The sequence below is a fragment of the Bradyrhizobium sp. CCBAU 051011 genome, assembly GCF_009930815.1.
Classification (GTDB): Bacteria; Pseudomonadota; Alphaproteobacteria; order Rhizobiales; family Xanthobacteraceae; genus Bradyrhizobium.
Genome location: NZ_CP022222.1, coordinates 1,307,383 through 1,333,889, shown reverse-complemented (window position 1 = coordinate 1,333,889; position 26,507 = coordinate 1,307,383). Strand labels below are relative to the sequence as shown.

17 protein-coding genes, 1 tRNA gene and 2 pseudogenes are annotated in these 26,507 nt (G+C 58.1%); 13 read left to right on the top strand and 7 right to left on the bottom strand.

All coding sequences use genetic code 11. The features are described from left to right. Window positions 1-12: 12 nt before the first annotated feature. The 3 genes from ACH79_RS06420 to ald all read left to right on the top strand — a co-directional run bounded on the left by ACH79_RS06420 (window position 13) and on the right by ald (window position 4,243). Window positions 13-1,290 (top strand): FAD-binding oxidoreductase, encoded by a 1,278-nt coding sequence (locus ACH79_RS06420; protein ID WP_161850257.1) that lies wholly within the window; start codon window positions 13-15, stop codon window positions 1,288-1,290. Continuing rightward, the gene (locus tag ACH79_RS06415; RefSeq protein WP_161850256.1) at window positions 1,287-2,744 is read left to right on the top strand and encodes an aldehyde dehydrogenase family protein; all 1,458 of its coding nucleotides are present in this window, start codon (window positions 1,287-1,289) and stop codon (window positions 2,742-2,744) included. Before ACH79_RS06420 ends, ACH79_RS06415 begins: the two co-directional genes overlap by 4 nt. A 386-nt stretch (window positions 2,745-3,130) precedes the next feature. Continuing rightward, window positions 3,131-4,243: an alanine dehydrogenase gene (gene ald / locus ACH79_RS06410; protein WP_161850255.1), complete on the top strand. Its 1,113-nt coding sequence runs from the start codon at window positions 3,131-3,133 to the stop codon at window positions 4,241-4,243. Window positions 4,244-4,403: 160 nt separating this feature from the next. On the opposite strand, the gene ACH79_RS06405 is transcribed toward ald, so the two are convergent. Further along, window positions 4,404-5,843: an FAD-binding oxidoreductase gene (locus tag ACH79_RS06405; RefSeq protein ID WP_246738449.1), complete on the bottom strand. Its 1,440-nt coding sequence runs from the start codon at window positions 5,841-5,843 to the stop codon at window positions 4,404-4,406. A gap of 531 nt (window positions 5,844-6,374) precedes the next feature. On the opposite strand from ACH79_RS06405, the gene ACH79_RS43730 reads away from it, so the two are divergent. Next, complete coding sequence (locus ACH79_RS43730) at window positions 6,375-6,596, top strand: hypothetical protein (protein ID WP_246738448.1); 222 nt, start codon at window positions 6,375-6,377, stop codon at window positions 6,594-6,596. Window positions 6,597-6,796: 200 nt separating this feature from the next. On the opposite strand, the gene ACH79_RS06395 is transcribed toward ACH79_RS43730, so the two are convergent. Next, window positions 6,797-6,881: transfer RNA gene (locus tag ACH79_RS06395), tRNA-Leu, on the bottom strand. Window positions 6,882-7,051: 170 nt separating this feature from the next. Here ACH79_RS06395 and ACH79_RS06390 point away from each other — a divergent pair. Continuing rightward, on the top strand, window positions 7,052-7,594 hold the full coding sequence (locus ACH79_RS06390; RefSeq protein WP_161850254.1) for a disulfide bond formation protein B: 543 nt from the start codon (window positions 7,052-7,054) through the stop codon (window positions 7,592-7,594). 874 nt (window positions 7,595-8,468) lie between these two features. Here ACH79_RS06390 and ACH79_RS06385 read toward each other — a convergent pair. Continuing rightward, window positions 8,469-10,214: an adenylate/guanylate cyclase domain-containing protein gene (locus ACH79_RS06385; protein ID WP_246738447.1), complete on the bottom strand. Its 1,746-nt coding sequence runs from the start codon at window positions 10,212-10,214 to the stop codon at window positions 8,469-8,471. Window positions 10,215-10,601: 387 nt separating this feature from the next. On the opposite strand from ACH79_RS06385, the gene ACH79_RS06380 reads away from it, so the two are divergent. From ACH79_RS06380 to ACH79_RS06360, 5 genes are all read left to right on the top strand, one after another. Next, the gene (locus ACH79_RS06380; protein ID WP_161850253.1) at window positions 10,602-11,099 is read left to right on the top strand and encodes a hypothetical protein; all 498 of its coding nucleotides are present in this window, start codon (window positions 10,602-10,604) and stop codon (window positions 11,097-11,099) included. An 11-nt stretch (window positions 11,100-11,110) separates the two neighbouring features. Further along, entirely contained in the window at window positions 11,111-11,608 is a 498-nt protein-coding gene (locus ACH79_RS06375) for a hypothetical protein (protein ID WP_161850252.1), read from the top strand. 666 nt (window positions 11,609-12,274) lie between these two features. After that, window positions 12,275-12,688, top strand: coding sequence for a hypothetical protein (locus tag ACH79_RS06370; protein WP_161850251.1), 414 nt, complete (start codon window positions 12,275-12,277; stop codon window positions 12,686-12,688). 36 nt (window positions 12,689-12,724) lie between these two features. Beyond that, on the top strand, window positions 12,725-13,378 hold the full coding sequence (locus ACH79_RS06365) for a hypothetical protein (protein ID WP_161850250.1): 654 nt from the start codon (window positions 12,725-12,727) through the stop codon (window positions 13,376-13,378). A gap of 7 nt (window positions 13,379-13,385) precedes the next feature. Continuing rightward, window positions 13,386-14,048 (top strand): SOS response-associated peptidase, encoded by a 663-nt coding sequence (locus ACH79_RS06360; protein WP_161850249.1) that lies wholly within the window; start codon window positions 13,386-13,388, stop codon window positions 14,046-14,048. Window positions 14,049-14,263: 215 nt separating this feature from the next. On the opposite strand, the gene ACH79_RS06355 is transcribed toward ACH79_RS06360, so the two are convergent. The 3 genes from ACH79_RS06355 to ACH79_RS06345 form a co-directional block, all read right to left on the bottom strand. After that, window positions 14,264-14,773, bottom strand: coding sequence for a hypothetical protein (locus ACH79_RS06355; protein ID WP_161850248.1), 510 nt, complete (start codon window positions 14,771-14,773; stop codon window positions 14,264-14,266). Window positions 14,774-15,130: 357 nt separating this feature from the next. Next, entirely contained in the window at window positions 15,131-16,537 is a 1,407-nt protein-coding gene (locus ACH79_RS06350; protein WP_161850247.1) for a caspase family protein, read from the bottom strand. Window positions 16,538-16,807: 270 nt separating this feature from the next. Next, on the bottom strand, window positions 16,808-17,317 hold the full coding sequence (locus tag ACH79_RS06345; RefSeq protein WP_161850246.1) for a thermonuclease family protein: 510 nt from the start codon (window positions 17,315-17,317) through the stop codon (window positions 16,808-16,810). Window positions 17,318-17,550: 233 nt separating this feature from the next. On the opposite strand from ACH79_RS06345, the gene ACH79_RS06340 reads away from it, so the two are divergent. Both ACH79_RS06340 and ACH79_RS06335 read left to right on the top strand, forming a co-directional pair. Further along, window positions 17,551-19,335 carry a DUF4236 domain-containing protein gene (locus tag ACH79_RS06340; protein WP_161850245.1) on the top strand — a complete coding sequence of 595 codons (1,785 nt, stop codon included), beginning with the start codon at window positions 17,551-17,553 and terminating at the stop codon, window positions 19,333-19,335. 1,289 nt (window positions 19,336-20,624) lie between these two features. Next, window positions 20,625-20,870 (top strand): annotated as a pseudogene (locus ACH79_RS06335) (SOS response-associated peptidase); the annotation flags it as partial. A 308-nt stretch (window positions 20,871-21,178) separates the two neighbouring features. On the opposite strand, the gene ACH79_RS06330 reads toward ACH79_RS06335, so the two are convergent. Continuing rightward, entirely contained in the window at window positions 21,179-22,162 is a 984-nt protein-coding gene (locus ACH79_RS06330; RefSeq protein ID WP_161850244.1) for a hypothetical protein, read from the bottom strand. A gap of 611 nt (window positions 22,163-22,773) precedes the next feature. Here ACH79_RS06330 and ACH79_RS06325 point away from each other — a divergent pair. Continuing rightward, window positions 22,774-23,339, top strand: a pseudogene (locus tag ACH79_RS06325) (transposase); the annotation flags it as partial. Window positions 23,340-26,507: the final 3,168 nt, after the last annotated feature.

The window sequence follows — 26,507 nt, the reverse complement described above, 5'->3', positions numbered from 1 at the left end:
TCAGAGGTCGATATGAAGCTCACATCCTACTGGTTGGACACATCGCAGCCATTCACAAGCGCCGCCGCGGGGCCGGTGCAGGGCACCTGCGACGTCGCAGTGATCGGTGGCGGGCTGACGGGCTCTTCTGCCGCGCTGGCGCTCGCCAAGAAGGGCGCACGCGTCGTGCTGCTCGAAGCCGAGACAATCGGGCACGCTGCGTCCGGCCGAAACGGCGGGATGTGCAACAACGGGTTCGCTCAGGACTACGGCACGCTCTCGGCCAAGCTCGGCAAGGACGTCGCCGACCGGCTCTATCGGGCCTTCGACGCCGGCGTCGATACGGTCGAGCGGCTGGTTACCGAGGAGAAGATCAACTGCAACTTCGCGCGCGTCGGCAAGATCAAGCTTGCGGCGAGGCCTGAGCACTATGACAAGCTGGCGCGCAGCCAGGAATTGCTCGCCGCCAATGTCGATCCCGACACGATGATGGTGAGCCGTTCTGATCTCGCCGGCGAGGTGGGATCGAAGCGCTATTACGGCGGGCTGATCTACCGCAAGAGCGCGGGCATGCATGTCGGACGCTTCGTCCGCGGCCTTGCAGAAGCGGCGGCGCGGCGCGGCGTCGAGATCCACGAGCAGACGCCGATGACCGGTCTTCGACCCGCCGCCCGCGGAGGCCACGACATCGAGACACCCAAGGGCAAGCTTCGAGCCTCGCAGGTTCTGCTCGCGAGCGGCATCTCGCAGACAGGACCGCTGGGCTGGATTCGACGCCGCATCGTGCCGGTCGGCGCCTTCCTGATCGTGACCGAGCCCTTGCCCATCGCGAGCCTCGATCGGCTCCTGCCACGCCGCCGGATGGCAGTCGACACCAAGAACCTGGTCAACTACTTCCGAACAACGCCCGACAACCGGCTGCTGTTCGGTGGACGCGCGCGCTTCGCCATCTCCAATCCGACTTCAGACGAGAAAAGCGGCGCGATCTTGCAGGCTGCGCTGCACGAGGTCTTCCCCGAGCTTCGCAGCGTGCGCATCGATTATTGCTGGGGCGGAATGGTCGACATGACGCGCGACCGGCTGCCCCGCGCCGGCGAACACAACGGCATCTACTATTCCATGGGCTATAGCGGCCACGGCACCCAGATGTCGACCCTGATGGGGACAATCATGGCTGAGGTCATGGACGGGCGCGCCGAGCTCAATCCCTGGAAAGACTTTGCCTGGCCGGCCATTCCGGGTCATCTCGGTCCTCCCTGGTTCCTCCCCCTGGTTGGCGCCTACTACCGGATCAAGGACCGCTTCCAATGACGTCGCCGGTTCGATACCTGTCGGAAGCCGGCTTCGTCGGCAAATTCTACATCGACGGAGAATGGCGGAAGCCGATCGGATCGGCCATGGCGAGCGTCGTTAATCCGGCCACCGAGCAGCCGATCGCCGAAGTCGCTCTCGGCGATGCCGACGATGTGGACTGCGCCGTCGCCGCCGCCAGACAAGCCTTCGCCGGTTGGTCCATTGCGCCACCCGCTGAGAGGGCGGCGCTGCTCGATCGCATCCATGGTTTGCTGCTCGCGCGGCTGGAGATGTTTGCGCAGGCACTCACATGCGAGATGGGAGCCGCCATCACCTACGCGCGCCGGGCCCAAGTGCCGCTGGCCGCCGAACATATCCGTGTCGCCCGCGACAATCTCGCGACCTATCCGTTCATCACCCCGCGCGGCAGCACCGCAATCATGCACGAGGCGATCGGAGTCTGCGGCCTCATCACGCCGTGGAACTGGCCACTTTATCAGATCACGGCCAAGGTCGGTCCGGCGCTCGCGGCCGGTTGCACTGTGGTGTTGAAGCCCAGCGAGCTGTCGCCGCTGAGTGCCTTGCTGTTCGCCGAGGTGATGGACGACGCCGGCTGTCCGCCCGGCGTATTCAACCTCGTCAACGGGACAGGCCCAATCGTGGGCGCCGCTCTGGCGTCGCATCCGCAAGTCGACATGATCTCGATCACCGGCTCGACGCGGGCGGGGGTCCTCGTCGCGCAAGCGGCGGCGCCCACGGTGAAGCGCGTCGCGCAGGAACTCGGCGGCAAGTCGCCAAACATCATCTTGCCGGATGCTAATCTGCGCCGGGCTGTTCCGCTCGGCGTCGCCGCCGCCTTCCGCAATCTCGGCCAATCCTGTAGCGCGCCGACGCGCATGCTTGTGTCCCGCTCACAGATGGCGGAGGTCGAGGTTCTCGCTGCGGCGGCTACTTCCGAAATGGTGGTCGGCGATCCCGTGGCGGAAAGCACGACCCATGGTCCGATCGCCAACCGGGCACAGTTCGAGCGAGTTCAGGCCATGATCGGTGTCGGCCTGGAGGAAGGCGCCAAGCTCGTCATCGGCGGGCGAGGTCGGCCGGACAACCTGCGGATCGGGCTCTATGCGCGGCCGACGATCTTTTCGAACGTCCATCGTGACATGACGATCGCGCAGGAGGAGATCTTCGGCCCGGTGCTATCGATCATTCCCTATGACTCCGTGGAGGAGGCGATCGAGATTGCCAACGATACCGTGTACGGGCTCGGGGCGCATGTGCAGGGCACGGACATGGAGACGGTGCGGGCGGTCGCGGGGCAGATCCGGTCGGGTCAAGTACATCTCAATCATCCCGACTGGGACCCCAATGCACCTTTTGGCGGATACAAGCGTTCCGGCAACGGCCGGGAATACGGCTTGGAGGGTATGGAGGAATATCTCGAGACGAAGGCTGTTCTCGGATTCTATCGCTGAAACGCCACAGTGCATGAAGTCTTCGTGTGCCGCATTTGGCGGCACGTTCCAGCAGATTGCGTAGTGCCTTCAGCGCCTGATCCGGCGTCGCCGAAATCAGAAGATCAAGAAGGGATGTCCGCGGCCGGGCAAATGCGATGGCTGCGAGAGCGTGCGGCCCACGGCACATTACTTCTTCTAACGTATCTTCAATGCAACATCGTGCCGAACTTTGCTTCACTTCGACTGCGCAATGCGGCCGGACCCGAGATACTTTGTAGTCAGCGTTAAGGTCGTCAAATGGATATCGCAATGTCCTTTGGATCATGCGCTGTCTCATTAGGTGTTGCTGAAGCTCTGCTCGATTTCGCGTTCCGCTTCGCAAGCTTGCCCGAAGGAGGTTGCCGGTGAAAATTGGTGTGCCCAAGGAAATCAAGACGCATGAATATCGCGTAGGCCTAACGCCTGGAGCTGTCCGGGAATATGTGGTGGCAGGCCATGGCGTTATCGTCGAGACCGACGCAGGCGCCGGCGTCGGCGCGACGGACGACGACTATCGCAGGGCTGGCGCAACGATTCTGGACTCAGCGCGCGACGTATTTGCATCGAGCGACATGATCGTGAAGGTAAAGGAGCCCCAGCCTTCAGAATGGACGCTGCTCCGAGAGAACCAGATCCTGTTCACCTATCTCCATCTGGCACCCGACCTAGAACAGGCAAAGGGTCTGCTGACGTCCGGATGCACGGCGGTCGCCTACGAAACCGTGACTGATGCGCACGGCGGCCTTCCGTTGCTTGCGCCGATGAGCGAGGTCGCGGGTCGGCTGGCGATCGAAGCTGCGGGTGCGGCCCTCAGGCGACATGCGGGTGGGCGAGGGCTTTTGTTGGGGGGCGTTCCGGGCGTTCAACCGGCCCGCGTCGTGGTGCTCGGAGGCGGGGTCGTCGGTACGCATGCAGCACGCATGGCGGTGGGCCTGGGCGCCGAGGTCACCATTCTCGATCGATCGTTACCGCGGCTTCGTGAACTCGATGAGTTGTTCGACGGGCGTGTTCGTACCAGGTTCTCGACGATAGACGTCCTCGAGAACGAGGTATTTGCCGCAGACGTCGTCATTGGCGCTGTGCTCGTTCCAGGTGCAAGCGCGCCGAAACTGGTCAGCCGCGGCATGTTGGGCTCGATGCGCAAGGGAGCCGTGATCGTGGACGTTGCCATCGACCAGGGCGGATGCTTCGAAACATCGCGTCCTACGACGCACGCCGATCCGACTTACGAGGTGGATGGTGTCATCCATTACTGCGTCGCCAACATGCCAGGAGCTGTGCCGCTGACGTCAAGCCAGGCATTGAACAACGCTACGCTGCCATTTGGTCTGGCCCTCGCCAACAAGGGATTCGCAGCCGTGCTCGAAAATCCTCATCTGCGTGCGGGGCTGAATGTCCATCGCGGGCGGCTAACCTCCAAGCCCGTGGCCGAGAGTCTCGGCTTGCCATGTTCACCAACCGAGCAGGTTGCAGCCTGATCCGATTTCAGCAGTCCCTACGGGGCGTTTCCTCCCCGACTTGAGCCACTCCTTCGGAGTGGCTCTTTTTTCATGGACAAGGCGATTTGGATGATAGAGGTGCTGGAGAGGTGGCCGACGGGGCCTGAGGAAAGCATCCGCCGACTGGCCGCCGGATGGTTCAAGATGCAGGCTCCTTCCGCAACGGGCGAACGATCGCGCCGGGGTTCATGACATCCGCTGGATCAAACGCCGTCTTGATACGGTGCATCGCGGCGATGCGGCCGACATCGCCGTACCGCTCCAGAAGGTGCTTCTTGAACCGACCGACGCCGTGCTCTGCGCTGAACGTGCCGCCGAGCGCCGCGGCCGTGTCGTAGAGTTGCAGCGACAGGCTGCTTTCGATCCGCCTGGTGAACTCCATACGGTCGGCGTCGGGAGGAACGAGCACGTTGTAGTGCAGATTGCCGTCGCCGATGTGTCCATAGACGGACAGCTCAAGGTCGGCGTCATACGACCGCACCTGTGTGTCTGCTAAATCCAGAAAGCGCCGAATGGAAGAAAGCGGTACGGAGATGTCGTGCTTGACCGATCCGTTTCGGCGCTTCTCGCCCTCGGGGATAGCCTCGCGGACCTGCCACATCGCGGTCCGCTGTGATCCGCTCTGCGCCAGGAACGCGTCCTCGATCCATCCGGCCTCGATCGCCTCCGCGAGAACGGCTTGCATCAGTTCGTCGAGATCGAGATGGCGTGAGGAAGAGTCGAACTCGACGAGGACGGCGCCCCCGGAGCCGGCGCGAAGGCCGGGCGGGTCGGTCATGGCTGCGGTCGCGAGCGCGATCGATCGGGCCGTCATAAATTCGAACGTGGTCAGCAGGTCAGTGGATTCGCGACGGACCAATGCAAGAAGCTCAGCGAGCGCTGCGTCCCTCGCAAGCATCAGCCATGCGGTCGCGCGGCGAGTCGGCAAGGGCGCGAGACGCAACACTGCGCCAGTGACGATGCCGAGAGTACCCTCGCTTCCAACGAAACACTGTTTGACGTCGTAGCCGGTATTGTTCTTCCGCAGCTTGCGCATGTCGGAGACCACGGTGCCATCCGAAAGCACTGCCTCGATTCCGAGGAGCAGATCGCGGGTCATCCCGTACCTGATGACGGACAGTCCGCCGGCGTTCGTGCCGATGTTGCCGCCGATCCGGCAACTGCCTTCCGCGCCGAGGCTGAGCGGCAATAGAAGTCCGACGCCCGCCGCGGTGTCCTGTACGTTCTTCAGGATGGCGCCGGCATCGACAGCGATGGTCATGGAGACCGGGTCGATTTCGCGGATCTTGTCCATCCGCTCCAGGCTTACGATGATCTGCCGTCCGGAGGCATCCGGCGTCGCGCCGCCGCAGTAGCTGGTGTTGCCGCCCTGCGGAACGATTCCGACGCCCAGGTGCGCTGCCAACCGCACGATATCGGCGACCTGCTTCGTCGTCGCCGGCTTCAGCACGGCAAACGTCGATCCCGTGAAGAGCTGGCGTTGATCCGTTGTGTAGGCAGCGATCCGCTCTGGGTCGTCAACAACGCCCCCGCCGCCCAGAAGGTTGCGAAAGGCCCGAACGTGTACTGACTGGGACATGCTTCGGCTCCCGATTGGCATCGGGTCATCTTTGCGGGTTTGCACGGCATTGCTTGCCGTTCGGTGGCGGTTTCGAAGACGCCAATGCCGAAATGCCAGGATTGTCGGCAGTTTGCGCCATTGCAACCTCGTCCAAGGTCTCCAATGCGGGGCCGTACTTCCCAGGAGCAGTCGATGAGTTGTCGAGCAATCCATCGGGGCTAGCCAGTCTAGCGGCCGAAGTGGCGTCGCCAGTTCGCCAGGTCGCCGACTCCGGTAGCCAGGACCGTAGGTAGCCACGTGCTGGAATGTAAGACTGCTTAGATGTCAACGGGGATTGACTGACACTCTCTCCGCCACGCTACGCCACACCTCTCTTCTGTAGCCTGGCGTATCGTTTGCTTTGGCGGCTTTTCTGTTCGGCCGGGAGGCAATCCCTCGCGTGCCGCCAAAGAAAAGAGGCACGATCCTCTTTACTGCGCATCGCTTCGCGGCAGGCCGAACTATGCCGCGCTCAACTCAGCGAAGGGGCTTCGAACGCTCGCGCAGGCCATGAAGGAATACGCCGAGGATGGAATCCACGTCGGTCATGTCATCGTCGATGGCGCAATCGCCGGGGACAAAATCTTCAAACGCTTCCCCGACGCAGCCAGCCGGGAAGAAAGCCTGATCAGCATCGAAGCAATCGTGAACGCGTTCGCGTTCCTCTATGGCCAGCCACCTCGGGGTTGGTCATTTGAGGTTGACGTCCGAACGTCACGCGAAAAGTGGTGAACGGGGCATGCCGGCCCCTTGTTCGGAATATCCAAATCCTCCGGCGAACGTTTGGTTTCGCGATACCAACAAAAATGCCAACAAAACGGACAGCTGGAGCGAATTTTTGCTTGTGTTTTCAATGTATCGCGAAAAGTTTCCCGGGAAATTTGGAATCGAACCAATCGATTAAGCTATTGTTATTATTGCTATTTTCGTTCTGGTGCCCCTGGCCGGAATCGAACCAGCACTCCTTGCGGAACTCGATTTTGAGTCGAGCGCGTCTACCAGTTCCGCCACAGGGGCCTTCGGTCGCGGGCCGAAGGGGCCGGTGCGGCGAAGCCGGCGGAATATAGCGGGCGGCGCTTGCGGGTCAACCCGCGCGGATGTGACATTGACCTGTCTCGACAGGCCGCTAGCGGCGGGATAGGACGCTGTTGCCTGTTTGAGCACTAATTGTGCTCCGGAGAACGTCCGTGACATCAGCCGCCACCCATTCACCGCCCGTGCGCCGTGCCGCCGATCCGGCGGTCATTGCGGCGCTGGCGGTGGCCGTGGTCGCCGCCGCAACGCTGGCGGGGGCCTGGTTCTTCGAGCTCGTGCTGGATATCCGCCCCTGTCCGCTCTGTCTCGAACAGCGCTATGCCTATTATCTGGCGGTCCCGCTCGGCCTCCTGGTGGCGTTTGCCGCCTCGCGCGGGGCGCCGCGGCAGGTAGTGGTGGCCGGCTTCGCGGCGCTTCTGCTCGCGGCGCTGGCCAATGCCTGGCTCGGCGGCTATCACGCCGGCGTCGAATGGCAATTCTGGCAGGGCCCGACCGATTGCTCCGGCCCCCTGGCCGATCTCGGCAACGCCGGCACGCTGCTGCAGCGGCTCGACACGGTGAAAGTGATCCGCTGCGACGAGGTGCAGTGGCGTTTCCTCGGGCTCTCGCTCGCCGGCTACAACGTTCTGATCTCGATGTTGATGGCGCTGATCGCCCTGTGGGGCATCGTCGCGGCGAAGCGGACAGCATCGTAGCTTCGTAGGGTGAGCAAAGCCAACTGGTCGCGCGCGCCCGATGACGGGCTCCGCGAAGCAATCCATGCTTCAGCAGCCGGCGCTATGGATTGCTTCGCTCCGCTCGCAATGACGACGTGGATGCAGTGAGCTGAAAAATCGACTTGTCGGGCAACTCAATTCTGATTTTCAGAAATCGTGTCAAGCCCGGGAAGCAAAAATATTCCGCTTAACTTCGAGAGCAAATCACCGGCATAACTCCGCTTGTCTCACGGCAGATGAGGGGCGTTGGCCATCGTCACGAACGCGCGGTGAGATGCGGTGGACGCTGATGTCACGACGACGTACGTGACGTGAGGCGTACGGCGAAGTCGTGTGGTTCGGACGCCGCGGTGCTGGCGTTAAGTTCTTAAGAAGCGAAGCTTCTCAAGGGCGACGGAGGCAAAAGAGCCGTTCTCCGGGAAGAGCACGAAGTAAGCCGTAAAGCCATTGCGCATGAAATGTATGGGGGTAAAAACCTTATATAAATCAACGCGATCCGATCGTTGTGTCGTCATTTGTGTCGCGATCCGCTGGAGCGATTATTAGCTGTGCATATCTGCGATGCGCGTCGGATACAGGCACTGCGTGCACCCTGTCTCACCCCTTCCCATTGCTTGCATTTTCGCGCGATCCCACGTCGCAGGGACGCGCGCTGACGCGCTCACGCCGAGCTGCGATCCCGAATGCGCGAAGGGGCAGACACGCATCACGGAGCGTCCCTGAACGTCCGCGCGCGCTGCCTGCCGCCGTTTGTCCGCTTAAGCCCTCGAAGGCAGACATCATGGAGGTCAAGTCGAATGAGAAGGGCCAGAAGCGGTCATTCGATCACCTCGTCGGCACAAATGCACCGTCCTCATTCGGGCAACCCCGCTTTCCGAAGACCCTCGATCAGCAGCTTCGAGTTTGACTGTCCGCCCCGAGCGATCCACGAAGAGATTGTAAAGGCCGGATCGACCTCAAGCAGATGCGCCGCTGCCTCACGGGCCTCAGCATCACGTCCGAGATGAGCGAAAGCGGACGCGAGACAGCGGTGAATTCCCGGATGGGAGGGGTTTTGACGTAGAGCCTTCTTCCCTGCGACGATGGCCTCGTCAAAGCGACGAAGCTCAATAAGGGCCGTTCCCATCCCACCCAACGATCGGTGTAGCAGCGGGTCTACCGGGCTGATGCGAATGGCCCGTTCCCAGCTCCGCACCGCTTCCTCCGGCAACCCCGCAATTTTATAGACCCAGCCTCTGTAGTGCCACACGTTAAATGAATTCGGGTTGAGCGCGACCGCCCGGTCAGCCATTTCGATCTCGGCTTCACTATCGCCGACCATGAACGCCGAGGTTGCGGAAGCCCTTGCTAACGTTTCCGGATCACTATCATCGATGCTCAATGCCAAACGAACAAGCCGAACTGCTTCCTTGCGGTCGAACTGAGGATCGTTGCTAAAACGCCAAACGACGTTGAGCATGTGACAGACACCTGCCATAGCCGCGACAGCGCCGAACCGAGGGTCGAGCTCCAAGGCGCGGTGGAACAGTCGGAGTGCCTCCGCCAACCCTTCGCGGGTCGCTAGGTAGTACTGCGGCATACCACGGAGATAAAAATCATAGGCGGTGAGGTTCTCCGGTCGCCTCCGCGTCGCCATTTCAATTTCTGTTTGAAGCAATTTCGGCTGAATGGCTGAGACAACGGCGACAGTGACTTCGTCCTGGAGAGCAAAAACGTCTGTCAGGTCACGCTCGAACCTGTCCGCCCAAATGTGTGCGCCGGTAATCGCATCAATCAACTGTCCTGTGATGCGAACTTTCCCCGAAGCCTTGCGCACCGACCCTTCAAGGACATAGCGCACGCCAAGCCTTCGTCCGACTTCCTTGATATCGATCGCTCTGCCCTTGAAGGTGAAGCTCGAATTGCGAGCGATTACGAACAGCCATTTAAACCGCGAAAGCGCCGTCGTGATCTCCTCCACCATTCCGTCCGCAAAATACTCCTGTTCGGGGTCGCCGCTCATGTTCTCGAACGGCAGCACGGCGATGGAGGGCTTGTCGGGAAGTGGCGGGGCCGCACTCAGCCTATCGCTCAGTGCGCTAAACGCTCCCGCCCGTACGGCAAAAGCGCGGACTGGCTTGGCGATGTTCTTGAGCGGCTGTTCGCCCCGGTCCTCGAGGCCAACATCCAGCTTGCCCTCGACCTCGCTGTACACCTTTTCCGACATCAGGATGCCGCCCGGATCGGCGACCCCTTCTAGCCGGACAGCGATGTTGATCCCGTCGCCAAATAGATCGCCGTCCGCCCCGACGATAACCTCGCCGAGATTGATCCCAATGCGTAGCTTGAGGGAGCTTAGGCCTGACGCGATGCTTTCCTGTATCTCCACTGCGCATCGCACCGCCGCCGATGGACTTGCGAACTCGGCCAACGCGCCGTCACCCGTGGTCTTGATCAGTCGTCCGTCGTGGCGGGAGAGGCTAGGCTCGATTACTTCGCGCTTCAGCCGCTCGAACTCGGCGTAGGTGGCTTCCTCAGCGCGTTGCATCAACGCAGAGTAACCGACCACGTCGGCAGCCAAGATCGCCGCTAATCGCCTTTGAACCCGCTGCTCCGCCACAGCGCCCTCCCGAACGACCCGACTAACCACGCCGCTGGGACAAGGGACCCTAGCACTTTGTTGCGCACCTGCGAGCGGTAATCGCAGGAGCCCGATTGAAGTCCGCTTCACCTCTAGAAGCGAACATGCAGCAGTTAGGCCATTGAACTGGGGTCCTTTGAAGAGCGTGAGTTGGTGGGGGGAACGCGATACCCCAGTATTTCAAGATATTTGCCCCGGCGTTTTTCCGGGTTGCGTTGCGGATCGGTACAAAATTCGGAGGGACCGGTGAGCGCGATGGCGGTACGCCTGGGACGCGGTCAACGAGCTGATGCCGGGACTGTGGATACCGGCAAACAAGCCGCCCTTCGCAAGTGAACCGGTCTAGGCTGTCTGGGGGACAGGAATATGAAGCCTACACTGTGGTTGCTCTTGGGGCTTGTGATCGGTGGCGGTGCAGGTTGGTACGTGCACGGGCTCACCGTGCAGGATGTTCGCGCCAGCACAAATTTCAGATTTAACGACAATCTGGCGGACCGGCAGGCAGCGTATCTCAGCGCGACCGGCAGTTGGCGAGGTGGCGACTTGGCCAATAAGATCAACACAGTTCAGATCACCTGCTTCGCCTCCGAGATGAACTGTGATCTTAACCAAGCCGACGTGATTTCGCTGGGCGGAGGGCCATTTCTCTCCATGTATAACAAGTCGTTCCGGATCAAGAAGCTGGATGCCGAGAGCGTCGTTGCTGAGCAAAGCTTACCGGACCTGTGCATTCGCCAAACGCTGACGTTCGACCGTTTAGCAAAAGCGGTGACCTTGGTCCGCACCAAGATGAACCGGCAGGATGACTGCTCGATGGTACAGAATGAGCCGCTGACGCTCTATCTTGGGGAGCCGCTACGTTAGGGGCAATGCACATGCTGGGATGGCTCTTGCGCCGCAAACTTCGGAAGGTTGTTGAGAGCGACATATTTGAAGCGCGGTCGATGCTCTCAACACTGAAGCTGAAGCTCTACAAGGAAGGCTCCGAAGGCACGCTTGCCTATGGCGAAGGTGTCGGCGAAGTGGCTGCCTTGCTCGCGGAACGATTTGGCCTATCCGTGCCCGACGCGCTTGAAGGGCGTGGGCTTAATTGGCAACAACTGGACGATGCTTCACGGGACTTACTTGCGACAATGGCAAAGGTTCGCCGAATGCTCGATAGCGACGTTCAGAGTGTTCGAAGTGCCGCGCATAAGCAGTTCACTGGGTGCTTGGTGCTGGGTCATTTATATCGGTTGCGCTTCATCGCGCAGCAGGCGCCCCAAGAGCAGCAAGCTGCGGCTGTAGCAATGGCCGATCGACTAGCGGAGTTCGCGCGTGTCATGGCCGACGTCGGGGCAAGACTTCGCGACCCTTCGGACGCATATGCATAGCTTTGGCCACGTGGCGGCGTGACATTGACGACTGCCGCCTCTGGTGAAAGCTTGCGGCTGCCCATGACGGAGGGAAGGCCGACATGACAGATCGAGAAAACTCACCGGCCTATGCGGCGCTGCCACGGAGCGCGCGACGAAGCCCATGACGGTCGAGCGACCGCGCGCGTTATGCAGCGGCGGATGCCGTCGCTGCCGACGATGCCGTGGCAGGATGACGGGAGATAACTGCCCAAACATCCAGCAGAACGGGAAGTGCTGTTGAGGCCGCCTTCGAACCATTGGGAGCAGCTAGATGAGAACGCCTGATCGTTGCTGAAACCCAATCCTTCGGCGTCCGACCGACGACTTCGGTTCAATCGCGTTATCAATGGCCCGAATGGCATGCTGAACTGCCCCGATCCGGTTGGGCGATGTTCCGACCTTCGCACATCCTTCAAATCGGACCATCCACCGCCAGACGAGCGGGTTTGCAGTTTGGACCACCGTGTACTGGATGCCATTGTGTTCCATAGAGAACAACGGATCGCGCGGCTCTGTGTTCCCAGACGAGGTCGAGCGCTCCAAACCTCCGGGTGCTGCGTCGCCTCCGTTGTGCCCCGCACACCATCCACCGCAATCTGTAGCGGCTTGCCTGTCACCTGCGGCCCGGCGATCCTCTCTCGCATGGGCACCAAATCACCTGAGAGCATTTACGGCGCATCGATCCGGGCGGCGGCGGAGCGGGCGACAGAGGCTCGCCGGGAAGCTGACCGGCTGGCCTGCGAGGCGTGGAACAAGCGCATGCTCGGCTTTCAGGGACCGGCGCAGCCATCGCCGACGCTGGGCGATGCGCTCAATGCCGGTTATGCCTATCTCGAAGTCCGCTGCCTGGGCTGCGACACGCACCAGACAGTCGCCCTGGACATCGTGCGGCGACCGAAGGCAACGCCGGTCCATGAACTGGAACGCTACATGCGATGCAGGGATTGCTCACGACTTCAAGGGCGACCGTACAAGCGGAGCCATCTGGTCGCGCTGCGCACCACCAAGATCACGGCGAGCGATCCACCCTCGACGTCGTGGCCGGGCGAACGGTAGGTAAGATACAAAATTAACATGCTTGGAGGGTGTCAAGTGAATGATCCGTGGGCCTTTGGCTGGACCCAATTACTTACTATTATTGGCTTCTGCATTACGGTGACCATCGCATTAGGAAGTTTTCGGACATTTGGCCGTTGGAAGCGTGAGAAGATCGAGGAGAAGAGGCTCGACGTAGCACTAGAGGCCCTGTCAGTCGCATACGAAGCGCAAATGGTCTTCGAGGACATTCAGCGTCCTTATATCGGGCAGTATGAGTGGCAAAGCATGCCCGATCAGGGAATGGACAAAGAGGAGAAGGAGCGACGGCAACCAATTTATGCGGTGATAAACAGGCTAGACCGACACGTTAGCTATTTTGAGCGTGTGCTTTCTTTGCAGCCGAAATTTATGGCCGTGTTCGGCAGTGAGACCAAAAACACATTCACGAAGCTGTACCGGGCACGTAACGGAATACAAGCCGCAGTCGAGGCCCTAATGTTTATGGATCATCCAATCCGCCCTGATGAGGAAGGAACCGTAGCCCAGATGCGATCTGATATTTGGAACACCAAGGGCCCGGCAGCAATTGAACCCGAGAGGACAAAAAAGCTCGTGCTAGAATTTCAAAGTGACATCGAGCGCATATGCGGACCGCTCGTGAATAGGGAGTTCGACGTAAAGAGAACAAAGACCCTGTCGCAGCTTTGACTTCAAAATGTGCAATCTGTACAGCATCACGACGAACCAAGCCGCCATCGCGGCGCTGTTCCGTGTCGTCAACCGCTACATCGGCAACCTCGCGCCGATGCCGGGCGTGTTTCCGGATTATCCAGCACCGGTGGTGCGCAACACCGACGCAGGCACGGAGATGACCCTGATGCGCTGGGGCATGCCGCCACCGCCGCGCACTGGCGGGCCGCCGGTTACGAATATCAGGAACACGTCCTCGCCGCATTGGCGGGGTTGGCTGAAGCCGGAAAGCCGGTGCCTAGTGCCGTTCAACAGCTTCGCTGAGTACGCGCCGGAGCCGAACTCTGAGACCAAGAAGAAAGACGTCGTCTGGTTTGCGATCAATGATGATCGGCCGCTGACCTGCTTTGCGGGCATCTGGACGGAGTTCAAGGGCGATCGTGGCACCAAATCAAAGCCGGTACCAGGGCCTCATAACGTCTACGGCTTTCTCACCACGACGCCGAACGCAATCGTCCAGCCGATCCATCCGAAGGCCATGCCGGTCATCCTGCAGACAGAGGAGGAGCGAGACGTTTGGATGCGCGCGCCTTGGGATGAGGCCAAGGCGCTGCAACGGCCGCTCCCGGATGCCGCGTTGAAGATTGTCATGCGGGGCGCTGATAAGGAAGACAAAACCGCGGTGTAATACTTAGTCCCCCGGAGGCGGCCCCGCCGAGGCTTGGAGTCCACTCGACAGGGCCGCTTTCACCGCGCCGCTCGACCAAGCTACCAGTCATCCCGAACTCGTCCGCACAGCAATCAACATAAGGAAGCGAAATGTCGTTGGTGTGGCGAGTTGGCATACACTGACAATGAACGTCGCCTTCCGTCATAAACCGCACGCTCGGCCGCCCACGACAATCAACTTGGGCAGCGGTCATAAGTAAATGTCAGCCGCTTGCGATTCACCACTGTTGTCCGCTTTAGCTTGCCATCCACCACTTCCAGATATTCCCTCTCACGGCTCTCCATTCCCTCGCCGTAGCATTTGCTGACAACCTCCACTCCCGCGCCGACGGGTTTGATACTTTCAATGTCGCATTCGTTCTCATAACCCCAAAACTTCGTGGTGGTGAAAACTAAGAGCCCCTCAGACTCTCCGCGCTTACCCGCACACACGCTGGCCTTGCCAGTATACCATTTGCCGACCCAAGCTCCGCCGCCGGTCATGAAGACCGGCCGGTCACTTTTTTGGGCAATTTTCGGAGCTTCGCAAGGCAGTTGCGTATCGAGGAATTGTTTCAAATCCTCCGATGCGTGCCTGAATGTGCACCGATCAATCTCATAGCGGAAGCCGGGTGCGCCGTTTATTTCTATGGCGGCCCACTCGCCCTGACGGTTCTTAACCGTTATGGAGATGCGCGTAAGCAATCCAGACGCTGGCTCGGTTATCGTAACTCTGGCGGGTCCAACATTGCATTCGCCAGATATTGTCTTGTTGGATGTGAGATTTGTGTAGGTGCACTTCGTCGATGGGATTTGCGCTGAAGCCGGAGCGACCTCTATCAGAAGCACTAGGAGGGCCGCAAAATGCATATTCCTCCAAAGCCTAGAATTGTGACCTGTCATTGAAACTCCAAAATTCGCCAATTCGCAGCCTCCTAGCAGCAGGCTCGCTATAAACACCTGATTTGCCCCGACCGGGAAAGCGGAATTGTTTCGGATAGAGGGCTGGACGGACTTTGGGTGAACGCGCAGCCTCAGCGCAACCACACTCAGACCACAGACTTACCGACAGCCGAGCCGTACCTTCTCGCGCTTGTCGGTAAATAGCTGATAGTCATACCCACAACCGGCTGAGCCGCACGATCGGCTTTCTGCCAGCCAAGCGGGGATTTTTCCTGGCAGACTGATCGCGTATACGGTGGACCCGTCTTTGCGGCAGGCGCGTTCTTCGGAAAGAAATTTTCTGTCACCAAACCCTCCAAACTCTTGCGACCAGATATCGTTGCTCAGGTTTACGAGGAAGGCTCCATTTCGCGCTCCGAGCATCGTTATCTTCCACCTGACCGGCTTTCGCGTCCGATCGAGAAACGTATGAGTTGGCTGGCCATCTACGGTAATGATGACATCGCCTGTGCGGCTGAACGGCGCGATCCAACTCGAAGACATTGTCTCCAACTTGACATCCCCCGAATTAGGACCGCTTCTGATGCCCGCGTGTTGCCATTTGATAGGAGATCGCACTGCTGGATCCCATGTCATCGAGTAGGTTGCGTCTGGAATGAAGTCTCGATCTTTATCGGGCAAAAACATAGCAAGCAGCGCTTCGATCGAGATTTGATCGCTGCCCGCCGGGAAAAACTCTCCATTGATGGAGGATTCATACCAAGGCGTCTGCCGGCCGCGCGTGTCCTTTGTGACGCCTGTACGCGTGGACTTTAGAACCGTTTCCAACGTCGTGTTAGCCGCGGCAATATGCCGTTTGAGGTAAGCCGTATACGGACTATTCCGACCGGCGCCGTCCTCCGCGGCGGCATTGGGAGCAGTTGAGTAGGAAATCAAAACGCCCTCTAGACTCGGCTTTGGTCCGTTCACCGGCTTGTCCTGCCCGGCAACGCTTGTTGCTGACCGCGGAGTGGTGCGCGCCAACCCGGACCCGATCTCGCTTATCGTGGAAAACGGCGAGTTTCTGCATGCGTCAAGAAACAGAACCGTAATAGCCGGCTGCGCACTTTCGATGTCGCGGAGAAAATCACCGACATTAATCGCTGCTCGGTCGAGGTCGCGAGCCGCGGAAATCAGACTAAGGGCGTCCACAGGCAGCAGATAGTTCTGTCCGGCGTGTTGCACTCCGTGCCCTGCATAGAAAATGAACGCTGCAGCTCCGCTCGGCAAAGAGCTTACAAATTGCTGGATTGTGAGCCGCATCCGCGGAAGATCCAGATTCTTTCCAAGAGTAACCTTGAAACCCACGCTTCGCAAAGCGTCTGCCATATCAGCGGCGTCATTAACCGGATTGTTGAGAGGCGATCCTTTGTAGGCGCCATTGCCGATCACAAGCGCATGTCGATTGTTGAATGGGTCGATCGTCGGAAGGGACGGTTCAGCGCGCGCAGCGCCGTTCGTTATGAGGCCAAGGCAGAGGATCACGTAGAGTGCACGCAAATTGGACGAACTCCGGAATGCGTTCATTTTGTTCCCCTGCAACGGCGGCATGCCACTAGTCCTGTGGCAGCCGCTCAAGCGGAAACAATGCACGCATCTACATCGAACGAGCAATGGGAAACAATCTTGCATCAAGCGGGAAATTCCTATGGGAAGCCATTGATCCACACGGGAGATGGCGTAAGAAACCGAAAAACCATCGCGCGAATACTCAGCTATCGTCCGCCCCCTGCACGACAACGGCACGTTAGTGAAATTTAGGCCAAGGGATCCGATCTGTTTGCCGAGTAATGGCTCCTACTGCTGGGAGCAACTGCGAATATTTGCTCCCCGTATTTTCATGCAGGCTCGGAAATTTTCAGGATATTGCCATGCATATTGCCAATTGCCGCTCTTTGTGGAGCGCGCCAGTTCCTGCGATTGGGCGTAGGCGCCGTTTGAATACCTGACATAGTCGATTGCGTAGCCATAGCGAACGATCACCTCGCTCAGATCGTGACCATTCACAGAACATCGGCCGACGATGCGTCGGTCGCGATCGAGCGATACCGGCAGGCAACTCACGACGCGCCGGCCAATCATTTCAGCTACAGCATTTGCAGCAATCCTGCCGCACTGCCTGACGTTGGATGCGGCATCCCAGCATAGTTGCTTTGATTCGACGGCATCTATTCCCCACAGCCTGATTTTGATGCCGCGTATTTCGATTGTATCGCCATCGGTGACGACGGCTTGTCCGGCAATCTCCTGGGCGTTGGCAAAAGCTGTACTGAACAGAACAAACAATGCGACCGCAATCGATCTCATTGCCACCCCTGCCGCTTCTTCCTAAGAAAAATTAGGTAGAAACAATCTGGTACGTCAAGCGCACTACATTAACTTCCCGCCCGGCGCCGCCTTCCGCGTTTGTCAATGGCGCGAGGCACGCTGCATCGCAGCATGGTTCCGCCCCAACGGGCATCGATTCGATCAATTGCGCTCGGGCAGGTAATGCGCGAAAACGGCTCAGGCCGCAACCTACGCAGGAGGCATGAGAGTAAATGGGCTTTCGCTTTCGTCGGACCTTTAAAATTATTCCGGGAGTTCGTTTGAACTTGAGCGGAGGTGGGGCAAGCGTCTCACTCGGTCCGCGCGGCCTTCGCTATACAGTAGGTTCGCGTGGTACCCGCACGACGATTGGCCTGTCTGGATCAGGGCTTTCGTGGACGGCATATAAGCCCTACGGCTCGACCGACAGTTCACCAGTACCAGATCGGCCCACGCATTACGATGTCGATGTGGACGCGCCTGAACCAGCAACGACGGACCCAAGTGCAACAGTAATAGACAGTGCGCCGATCGAACAATTGGTCGCAAACTCCACAATCGATATTGCGGGCGTAATAAACGCCGGCCTAGCGAGGTGGCACTCATACAAAATGTGGCTTGCTTTTCTATCGGCAATCTTTTCCTTAGTTGCATTAATCGTTGTCGCTTCAGCATACTCTGTTCCCCCGGCGGCGGCTTTCCTAGGCGCTGCCGGAGCGGTGATTATTCTAGGCTCGATCTGGCTTCACGGGCGCGAATCCAGCGCCATCTCTCTCGACTACGACCTATCTGCGGAAGAGCTTGGGCGATTCGAGGCTCTAGCAAGCGCTTTCGATGCATTGGCGCGTTCCAGTAACGTCTGGCGGATTCCTTTAGAGAAGCAGGAAGCAGATTGGAAACGCAATGCCGGTGCCGGTAAGATGGTGGAAAGGAAGAGCATTTCGCTTACCCGAGGAAATCCCCCACTGGTCAAGAGTAATTTGGAGTTTCTACGGCTACCGCTCGGAAAGGAGACTGTCTATCTGACGCCGGATGCTATTCTTGTGATGGTGGACGGCGACGTTGCTGGCCTCAGCTATGGCGATATTCAAGTTGACTGTAGGCAAACTCGCTTTATCGAGGACGGCGCACCTCCAAGTGATACAATGGTGGTGGGCGAGACCTGGCAGTACCTAAATCGTAAGGGCGGTCCGGATCGCAGGTTTAAGAATAACCGCCAGTTGCCCATTTGCCTGTACGGCGAAATCGACATCAGGTCCGCCAGCGGATTGAACGAGCGCATTCACTGCTCCCGCGTTGACGTTTCTGAGCAATTCGCATCGGCAGCGGCGGCGATGCCAAAGGCAATCAGCAGTGGTGCCGCGATCCCGCTGCTCTCACCTGACCAAAATCAGGACAGCGAGGACACTCCTGACATTGGCGCTGCATACGCCCACGAGACAGACCTTGCCCGCTCTCTCGCTTTGAACCACGGAGAACTCTGGGAGTTTCTGCTGGTCGAAGAACTATTGAGGTCGCAATTGGAGTTGCTAAAGACCGATTGCGAAGGGCTCGCGGATGTTGTTCCGAGGAAACTGTTTACGGGTCGTGAATTTGTTAATTGGGTGGGCGACGAGTCAGCCGATCTTTCCGCAGCGATAACTAACATGGCGGCCTGCATCGAGAAGGACCTGATGGGCGCTCTGGGCAATCCCGGTGTTTCTGGAGATGCCCTAAAATTGCTCACCGCAGTGAACGCGATCTTTTCCAACTGCCGCAAATTCCTGGATTTCGAACGGTCCCTGAACGCTGCCGACGTATCATCTGCTTTTCATGGCCTCAAGGTTTCCTTTCGAGGCATAACAATCGGTATAATCCGCATGGTGGAGGATCTGAAGGATCAATGGAGTAGAAATACTGAGGCGCTGAGAAACGGCGCTAAGAGCTTCGAGCTTAAGGTCAATTTCGAAGTGCCGCCGCAAGCCGAGAGAGCGCTGAAGGAACTCGAGAAAATCAAAAGGAAGCCTCAGTTATTGTAGTAGTCACTCCGCAAGGTCATGCGAAGGGCCAGCCACCGATCCACCGCGGCCAAGTCTTCGGCTTCTCCAACCTGACCGGCACCACCGGCCGCGGCCCGCCATTGTACGAATAGTCGATCGGCGGCTTCCTTACGAATGGCGCCGGTCCTCTGCCGATCGCTATCGGCTCAGCCTTGTTGGCCGACGCAATAGATTCGGTATCTCTTCAAATTCGGCATGCGGGTTGAGTATCGGGAGGAAACGAAGAAGGGGACCCCGAAGAGAAAGTTCTTCGGGGGCTTGGATCGCTGAGATTGGGTACGTCCGCCAATCCAACGATCGATATCTCGCTAGTGGGCGGCATGTGGCTCGGACGGTCACCCACGTGATCTTATCATCGCGTAAAACAGCCCAAATCGCTGCCGAAGCGCAATGACGACTTTCTTTTTACGCTCATAGTTCACTTGCAGCGCCACCATCCGCGCCCGGATACGATCGACCTCACTGCGAGGCCGCCCGGGCTCAGGCCACCCTGCGCAGATATGCTCAGCGACCGAGTGCGGCATATCATGGCCGATATAGCTATCAAGCCGATTCAGGGTCACGTACGGCTCAGAGCCGGGTGGACAACAATTCAGACGACCCGACTTGCTCATTGCACAACCCCTTTGTAGGCCGGATGAGGCTTAACCGCCGGTCGATACGTAAAATGCGGCTCGGCTGGTGGGCCTGAGCCAATGCCGAATTGTCAGGCTGCGGCAGCGTAGCAGGTGCCAAGCCAGCGATCACCGCGTCGGCGTGTGCTCGCAACAGCTTGCAGACCATTTCTAGGGCCTCCGAAACCTGAGATTTGGACGCGGGGTTAACCAAGGACCCTAAGCACTTGACAAGAAGAGGGCTTTTGGCATCACGCATCTCCGAACGCGTCTAGAGGATCTCAAAACCGTCACTAATCAACAGAAAGTCGATGAACCGCTGCACCTGATTGACGAACTCGTTTGCATAACTCCGTTCTAGCTCGTGCCTGGGCAACGGGCGCTGGACCAACAACAGACGATCGATCTCCGCAGAATCGTCTTGCAGTCGTATGTTGGACTGCCCAGAAGCTAGCCGACGCGCGTAGTCATCAATGCGGCACGCGTCTATCGAGCCTTGAAGTATGGCAGCAAGTTCACTTGCTTGTACGGCGTTTAATCCGTCCCCGTCATTTGTGTACCAATGACGGCAGCAACCAGTAAGGCTCGGCGCAATGTGGTGGCAGTAGTCGGCTATCGTAACCACCAGTACGTGCCGACCGGGAATCTGTCCCTGGCACGAAATCGAAGCCGATTCCGGGGCCGCATAACGTCTACGGCTTTCTCACCACGACGCCGAATGCTGTCGTCGAGCCGATCCATCCGAAGGCGATGCCAGTGATCCTGATGACTGATGAGGAGCGCGATGTCTGGACGCGCGCGCCTTGGGGTGAGGCCAAGACGCTCCAGCGGCCGTTGCCGGATGATGGGCTGAAGATCGTCGCACGCGGGGCTGATAAGGAAGACAAGGCAACCGCATGAGAAATACGGCCGCCCATTCTTTCGATTTGACTTTGAAAGGCGGAACGCTGGGATGGAAATTGTCTCGCATCAGATGAACCTGGCGGACGCTGCTCTGGACGATGTCCGTTCATCTCAAGCGCTGACATTGACCCGTACGCAGTTCAGGTCCGCGTCGGGCCAATTGGGGAACGCGAATTTATGAGGAATTCGAAGCAACCCCTTGAGCTTAGATTTTTTCACTCAATCGACTGCCTTATAGCTTGAGAATAAAAGGCGATCTTGCCTTAGATCAGACAGCCCACCAATCTTCAAACTCACGATATCATTCATGGAGTTGGAATTTGTGCCGCCCTCGTTCGCGCCCGCTTCGCGTCCGTTGCAGAAACATCGATGAAAGTGCTGGCTGTTCCCGCTTCCATCAATCCACTAGTCCAGGGCACATTCGGCGAGCCCGTGTGACCCTCTCCCAGTAAAAGGTGGCCCAGCTCATGCGCAACCGTACGTCCGACCGGCGCCGTAGGCACAAGTACATCTTCATCGATGTATATCTGCACGCGATATGGGTCCGTTCTGGTTCCGCCAAAACCTTGAAACGTAGTTCTTGCAAACACCACAGCAAACGATTCTTTTTTCGGCTTCAGATTCTGTACTCGTTCGCGGTCCTGCCACTCACCGAGCTCAAGGCCGGATTGGCCGAAAAAAACCGTTAGTAGGCGATCGTCCCCTAGAATTTGTGCCGTCTCGCTATCGGAGAAATCTCTATACACGGGTTGAAAATCAATACCTGCGTCTCGCCAAATACCTATCGCTGCTTCTACATGTGCGCGTGATGTCGAAGCCAGAGGGGCATTTTTGAACTTGAACACGTAAAGGTTCCGGCGGACCACCTCGCGCGTCGAGAAATCTCGCTGCGCGTTTAAATCGCTGTAGATGGTGTACTTTGCTTTGGGATTAGCAGAAGTCGTTATTTGGACGATCACATCATCTCCCAGCGGGGCCTCTTTTATCTTCACCGTAACTGTACCGGAAGGAGTCAGCCCGCCCGAGCTGACACAATAAGCAGACGAGATCGAACCGCCAACCCGATGTACAATAACTTGATACAACATCGCACTTCGTTTGTTTTCATTTGCGATGTGTACTACCAAATTCCGACTCGCACCGACTCGTTCAGTCACCACTCGTGTAATCGGAATTTCTTGTGATTTGGCAACATATAAAGTGGTTGGTGCAAGGTCCAACTTGGGACCGCAGTCGAGCGCCATTGATGCATCAACGCTGCAAACAAACAGCAGGCTGGCGATTAGCATTAATACTAAGTCGCGACGCGCTCGACGAGTGATGCCGAGGTCCCTTAGGCGAACTGACCTGCAATTCAATTGGGACATTGTTCTTTATTGAAGGCCTGTTATTTGCACTTCCACGAGCCACCTTCGTTCACTAAGGAACCGCCTCCCGCGCAGCGGTAGCAACCGATATTTCCACCATAGTAAGTATAGCCCTCTGGGCAACCAGCGCACTGTCCGCCTTGGAGTGAGCAAACCGGGCGATAGCTGCACGCAAACCCACCGGGGGTGCACTTGCCACCGGACTCAGGCGTACCGAAGCTTGCGCTAGCTGTGAATAAGACGCCATCAGCCAAGCACAAACCCGTCATAGACATGTAAACGAGAAAGGCTGCTAGCAATTTCATGACAGACGCTCCCGGATGATGCGATTCTAATGTAGGCGTTGGTGGAGCTTCCTGATCATCTCCAACAGATCGCCTGCGTACTCCTGATGACCTGCCTAGCTTCTTCCAAGCGCGTGGGTTTGGACATCGGCGGCTCTGTGAGAGTCATCAGGCTCATTCATAGCGGGATGGTTCGGTCGGAACCGAGAGAGGCCATTGACCTAAATCAAAGGACGATTGTCGCAAGCTGAGCGCACTGAAGAACGCCGCGAACTTTGTCCTGAGCGCCTGGCTGCCGATAGTGCATATGGCTCTGCTGAAATGCTGGGCTGGCTGGTCAACGAGCGGGCGATCGAGCCGCACATTCCCGTGTTCGACAAGTCTGCTCGCGTAGATGGGACGTTCTCGCGCGAAGCCTTCATCTATAACGAGGAAGCTGATGTCTACATCTGTCCGGCTGGCAAGCAGCTGACCTCTACCCGAACTTTGGTGAATGATGGAGCAACACTGCTCTATCGCGCCATCAAACGTGATTGCGACACCTGCGAGCTTAAGCCACGTTGCTGTCCGAACATGCCCGCTCGCAAGGTCCCGCGCTCCATCCACGAAGCGCCCGAGACGTCGCACGCGACATAGCCACGCGAACGGAAGAAGATCGAGATGCTGTTCGCACATCTCAAGCGCATCCTGCGCCTCGATCGGCTCAGACTGAGAGGCCCATTTGGTGCTCGAGACGAGTTCCTCCTGGCTGCACCGCCCAGAACCTCCGGAAGCTGGCAAAGCTGATCCCATTCCCCGCGCTGCAGCTAGCCTGAGCGCTAGCGGGCCCGCGCACGCCTTGCCCTTGGTGCCATCCCTAACGGCTCATTTGCCGACTTCTTCAACACAATCGGCCATCAGCAGTCAGCTACAAATGAAAAGCCCGCGACTGAGGACCCAGCAAAAATGCAATGTCGGATCTAGCTGGCGCAAAACCTGCCGAACGAAGCGACGTTGTAGCCGAAGAGGATGTAGCCGAACGCGCCTGCCACAACGAGCGTCCAGACAGCGGACACAATGAAGCCAAGCGCATTGCAGTCCTCGCGATGGACAAAGCCGGTCCGGTGGATCGCAAACCCTCCAGACGAGTCGGTGGCGCTATCCGGCCAGGGAGTTCACGCCAGAAGCAGAGGGTAAGAGCGGGCCTCAGGTCGACCTTGACTTAGATCAACAGTCCATTTGTCCGCTAAGCGGCGTTCGAAGGATCGCTGATGTGAAGTCCAGACTGACCCCAATACAGACCTTCCGCAGGCGCCGAACTTGGCGGGCTTGGGGCCATGAAGAGCTAATGCTCCGCAGCAACAGTGCTTAGATTCGATCGTCTCGTTTGCGCGGGTGAGCAGCGGAGATTTTCCAGTATCCGCGCTTGTAGAAGTGCGATCCCTTGAAAAGCCGGAAGTGTTGGTCGAGATAGAAACCGCCGCCTATCTAGCGACTCGCCATGCGACGTAAGCCAATTGCCCGCTATGAGGAATAACAGGGTTCCGACCTTTTGGCATGATATCCTCCCACAGGATTATTGAATGAACCAATAGCGCGCAGTATTGTAGTGCACTTACGATATGGCGAGGCTATTCAACTGCGGGTAGCGCATATGTAATCCAATCACTCGCCGCCGTCGAGCCTTTCGAAGGGAGGGTGATGTTAAAGTCTACATTCTGACTGCGATTATTGCTACAACGCCCTCGTATGCAGCAGGCGCCCGTACCTACCAAATTGGAGAGCTATTTCCATCATCTTAAGAAAATGACACCGCGCCCAATCACCTGGGGCGGCAAGGGTGCGAAATGCGAGAGCCATACCGATTGCTGCGTTGGATAGGTTTGCATAAGCAACGAGTGTCAATAAGTGTAGGCCGCCTCAGTTGGCGGCCATTCATGTCAAACCAAGCGCGCAATGTCGCTTGACCCATCGCGTGATTTCGGTGCGGCGCAGTGACAGGAGCCAAGCATGAAGAAATATTTGATATTGGGGAGTGTTCTCTCGTCGATCATCTTTGGCGATTTCGTTTCAGCGACCGCTAACGCCCAAAATTACTTCGTTGCTCGTAGATACCTTTGTCGTTCAGCGCAAAAGCCGGATGCGGGCGACCAAACAATCCAGGCAAATGCTGGAAGTTGCGCCGCGTCGCGCCAAGCAATTCAAGAGAACCGTAGCCAGCGGGGGGGTGACCCATGTCGCGCGTTTGATCGCGACTGGTGGACCCTAAGGTGTGAGGAAGTACAAGATCCCCGATTTACGCAATGCAATCCTGAGCCTTGCTAATTCCTCTGGTGGCGGAGAAGGCCATGAAACAATTGGCGAGCTTTTTGACTATGGGCGCGCTTTTCGCGTCCGCTAATTTGGCATACGCGCAGCAGTGGTCTGATACTCGCAGTCAAGGTGATTGGGGGGGACGCGATCGAGCTTGCTCGCAAGGTTCGCAACCTGATCCGAACAAATGTCGGCCTGAGTACCGTGGACAAGTTGCAGTCTGTTGGGCGAACCGCCGTACCGGTGAATGCGGCGGCGCTACTGCTTGGTGCACATATAAGACCGTCGGTTTAACCACTCCTCAAAGTGGCTCGAACCCCGGCCGGGTCTACTATTGTGGCGATCTGGGGAGGATCACCAAACGAGTGTCGATCTGTCACGGCGAGCATGCGAAGAAGGTGACAAATTACGATCCATTTAGGGACCAGGATCCGCACGGCTGCGATGATCATGGCGGTTGGACCGAACATGAAGGTTGTTCAGGTGGTGGCGCGAACCCAGCAGCATCCGGTCAAGCCCACTGCGGCGACCAGCTGTGGACGGTTGAAACGAACTATCCTTCTGTCTCTGGAAACGCGTGCGGCTATTCTTGGTTTACGATCAATTGTTGGTCAGGGCGTTGAGTATTCGCCTGGCGGACTGTTGCGAAAAGCACCAATGCACCATGAACTTCGCATGTTCTTGCGAAGGCATCGTTACTTTTCAATTCGGCGAATTGGTCGGGAGTCATAAAGCTAGTTAGAGTTAAAATTCCGCTTCGGGTCTTGGCTGTGTGAAAACGCCAAGACGCCTGAGCGCGATAGAAGAAAATGCTCGTCCAAGTCCGTTCTAGCGCTCCAGTTCGCAAGCGCCTTCAACTTAGAAGACGAACTGAAGAATGTAATTCTAGTCGTGTTTCGATCCTTCGCTTTTTTGCACAGCCAGGGTCAAAAGACGACATGGGCTGATGACGGGTCCACGTCGCTTGTACACCCAGCAACGGACATTAGTGGCAGGCCGGTAGTGTAGCGGCAAAATGGGGAAGATCCCGGAGATGATCTCTCCGGGGGCCTCTTGGATCGCTTGGATCGGGTATATCCGCCGATCCAGCGAGCTCCTCTCAACATCTCGCTACCCAATTGTGTGCGGCATGTGGCATCGACGGCGTCGCCGGCGTGATCTTGCTATCTCATCAGAAGCCCAAACCGCTGTCGAAGCACAGTGACAACTTTTTTCTTGCGCTGATACATCAACTGTCCCGCCATCATCCGCGCCCGAATGCGATCCGCGTCGCTACTGGGGACGCACCACCTCAGCGGACGAGTGCTTGGATTAGGCTGATCAGCGCATAGACGTTCGCTGCCGTGCCGCAGAGGACGAGCCAAAATCCCAGCAGGTCGACCCAACGCAGAAGCTGGCGAACGCTTCCCGCCCAAAGCCGTGTTCGGCGTAGGAGCGCATACCGAAAGCGTCGATCTTGGCATCGCCTTTGTACGCCAGCACATCGGCGGTCCAAGTTTCTCCAGTTGGTGACAAGCCACTTGCTTCGGTCGAGCATTTCCATCCTGCTCTCCGTGCGGCCTCTACTGCTAGCGTCTTAAGAGCCAGATGTGCTTCAGTCTCCGGCGCACTCTGGCATGGCCCTCGCGACTTGTGGGCGAAGAACTTCAGCCCCCGGCCAGATGTCTTCATGACCACGGATGCGTCACAGC

What these genes read in the sequence shown, in the direction of transcription:
- ACH79_RS06375 (WP_161850252.1), top strand. Translation starts at nt 11,111, where the DNA reads ATGCTGGGATGGCTCTTGCGCCGCAAACTTCGGAAGGTTGTTGAGAGC.
- ACH79_RS06350 (WP_161850247.1), bottom strand. Translation starts at nt 16,537, where the DNA reads ATGAACGCATTCCGGAGTTCGTCCAATTTGCGTGCACTCTACGTGATC.
- ACH79_RS06420 (WP_161850257.1), top strand. Translation starts at nt 13, where the DNA reads ATGAAGCTCACATCCTACTGGTTGGACACATCGCAGCCATTCACAAGC.
- ACH79_RS43730 (WP_246738448.1), top strand. Translation starts at nt 6,375, where the DNA reads ATGAAGGAATACGCCGAGGATGGAATCCACGTCGGTCATGTCATCGTC.
- ACH79_RS06380 (WP_161850253.1), top strand. Translation starts at nt 10,602, where the DNA reads ATGAAGCCTACACTGTGGTTGCTCTTGGGGCTTGTGATCGGTGGCGGT.
- ACH79_RS06345 (WP_161850246.1), bottom strand. Translation starts at nt 17,317, where the DNA reads ATGAGATCGATTGCGGTCGCATTGTTTGTTCTGTTCAGTACAGCTTTT.
- ACH79_RS06330 (WP_161850244.1), bottom strand. Translation starts at nt 22,162, where the DNA reads ATGCTAATCGCCAGCCTGCTGTTTGTTTGCAGCGTTGATGCATCAATG.
- ACH79_RS06340 (WP_161850245.1), top strand. Translation starts at nt 17,551, where the DNA reads ATGGGCTTTCGCTTTCGTCGGACCTTTAAAATTATTCCGGGAGTTCGT.
- ACH79_RS06405 (WP_246738449.1), bottom strand. Translation starts at nt 5,843, where the DNA reads ATGTCCCAGTCAGTACACGTTCGGGCCTTTCGCAACCTTCTGGGCGGC.
- ACH79_RS06370 (WP_161850251.1), top strand. Translation starts at nt 12,275, where the DNA reads ATGGGCACCAAATCACCTGAGAGCATTTACGGCGCATCGATCCGGGCG.
- ACH79_RS06360 (WP_161850249.1), top strand. Translation starts at nt 13,386, where the DNA reads ATGTGCAATCTGTACAGCATCACGACGAACCAAGCCGCCATCGCGGCG.
- ACH79_RS06415 (WP_161850256.1), top strand. Translation starts at nt 1,287, where the DNA reads ATGACGTCGCCGGTTCGATACCTGTCGGAAGCCGGCTTCGTCGGCAAA.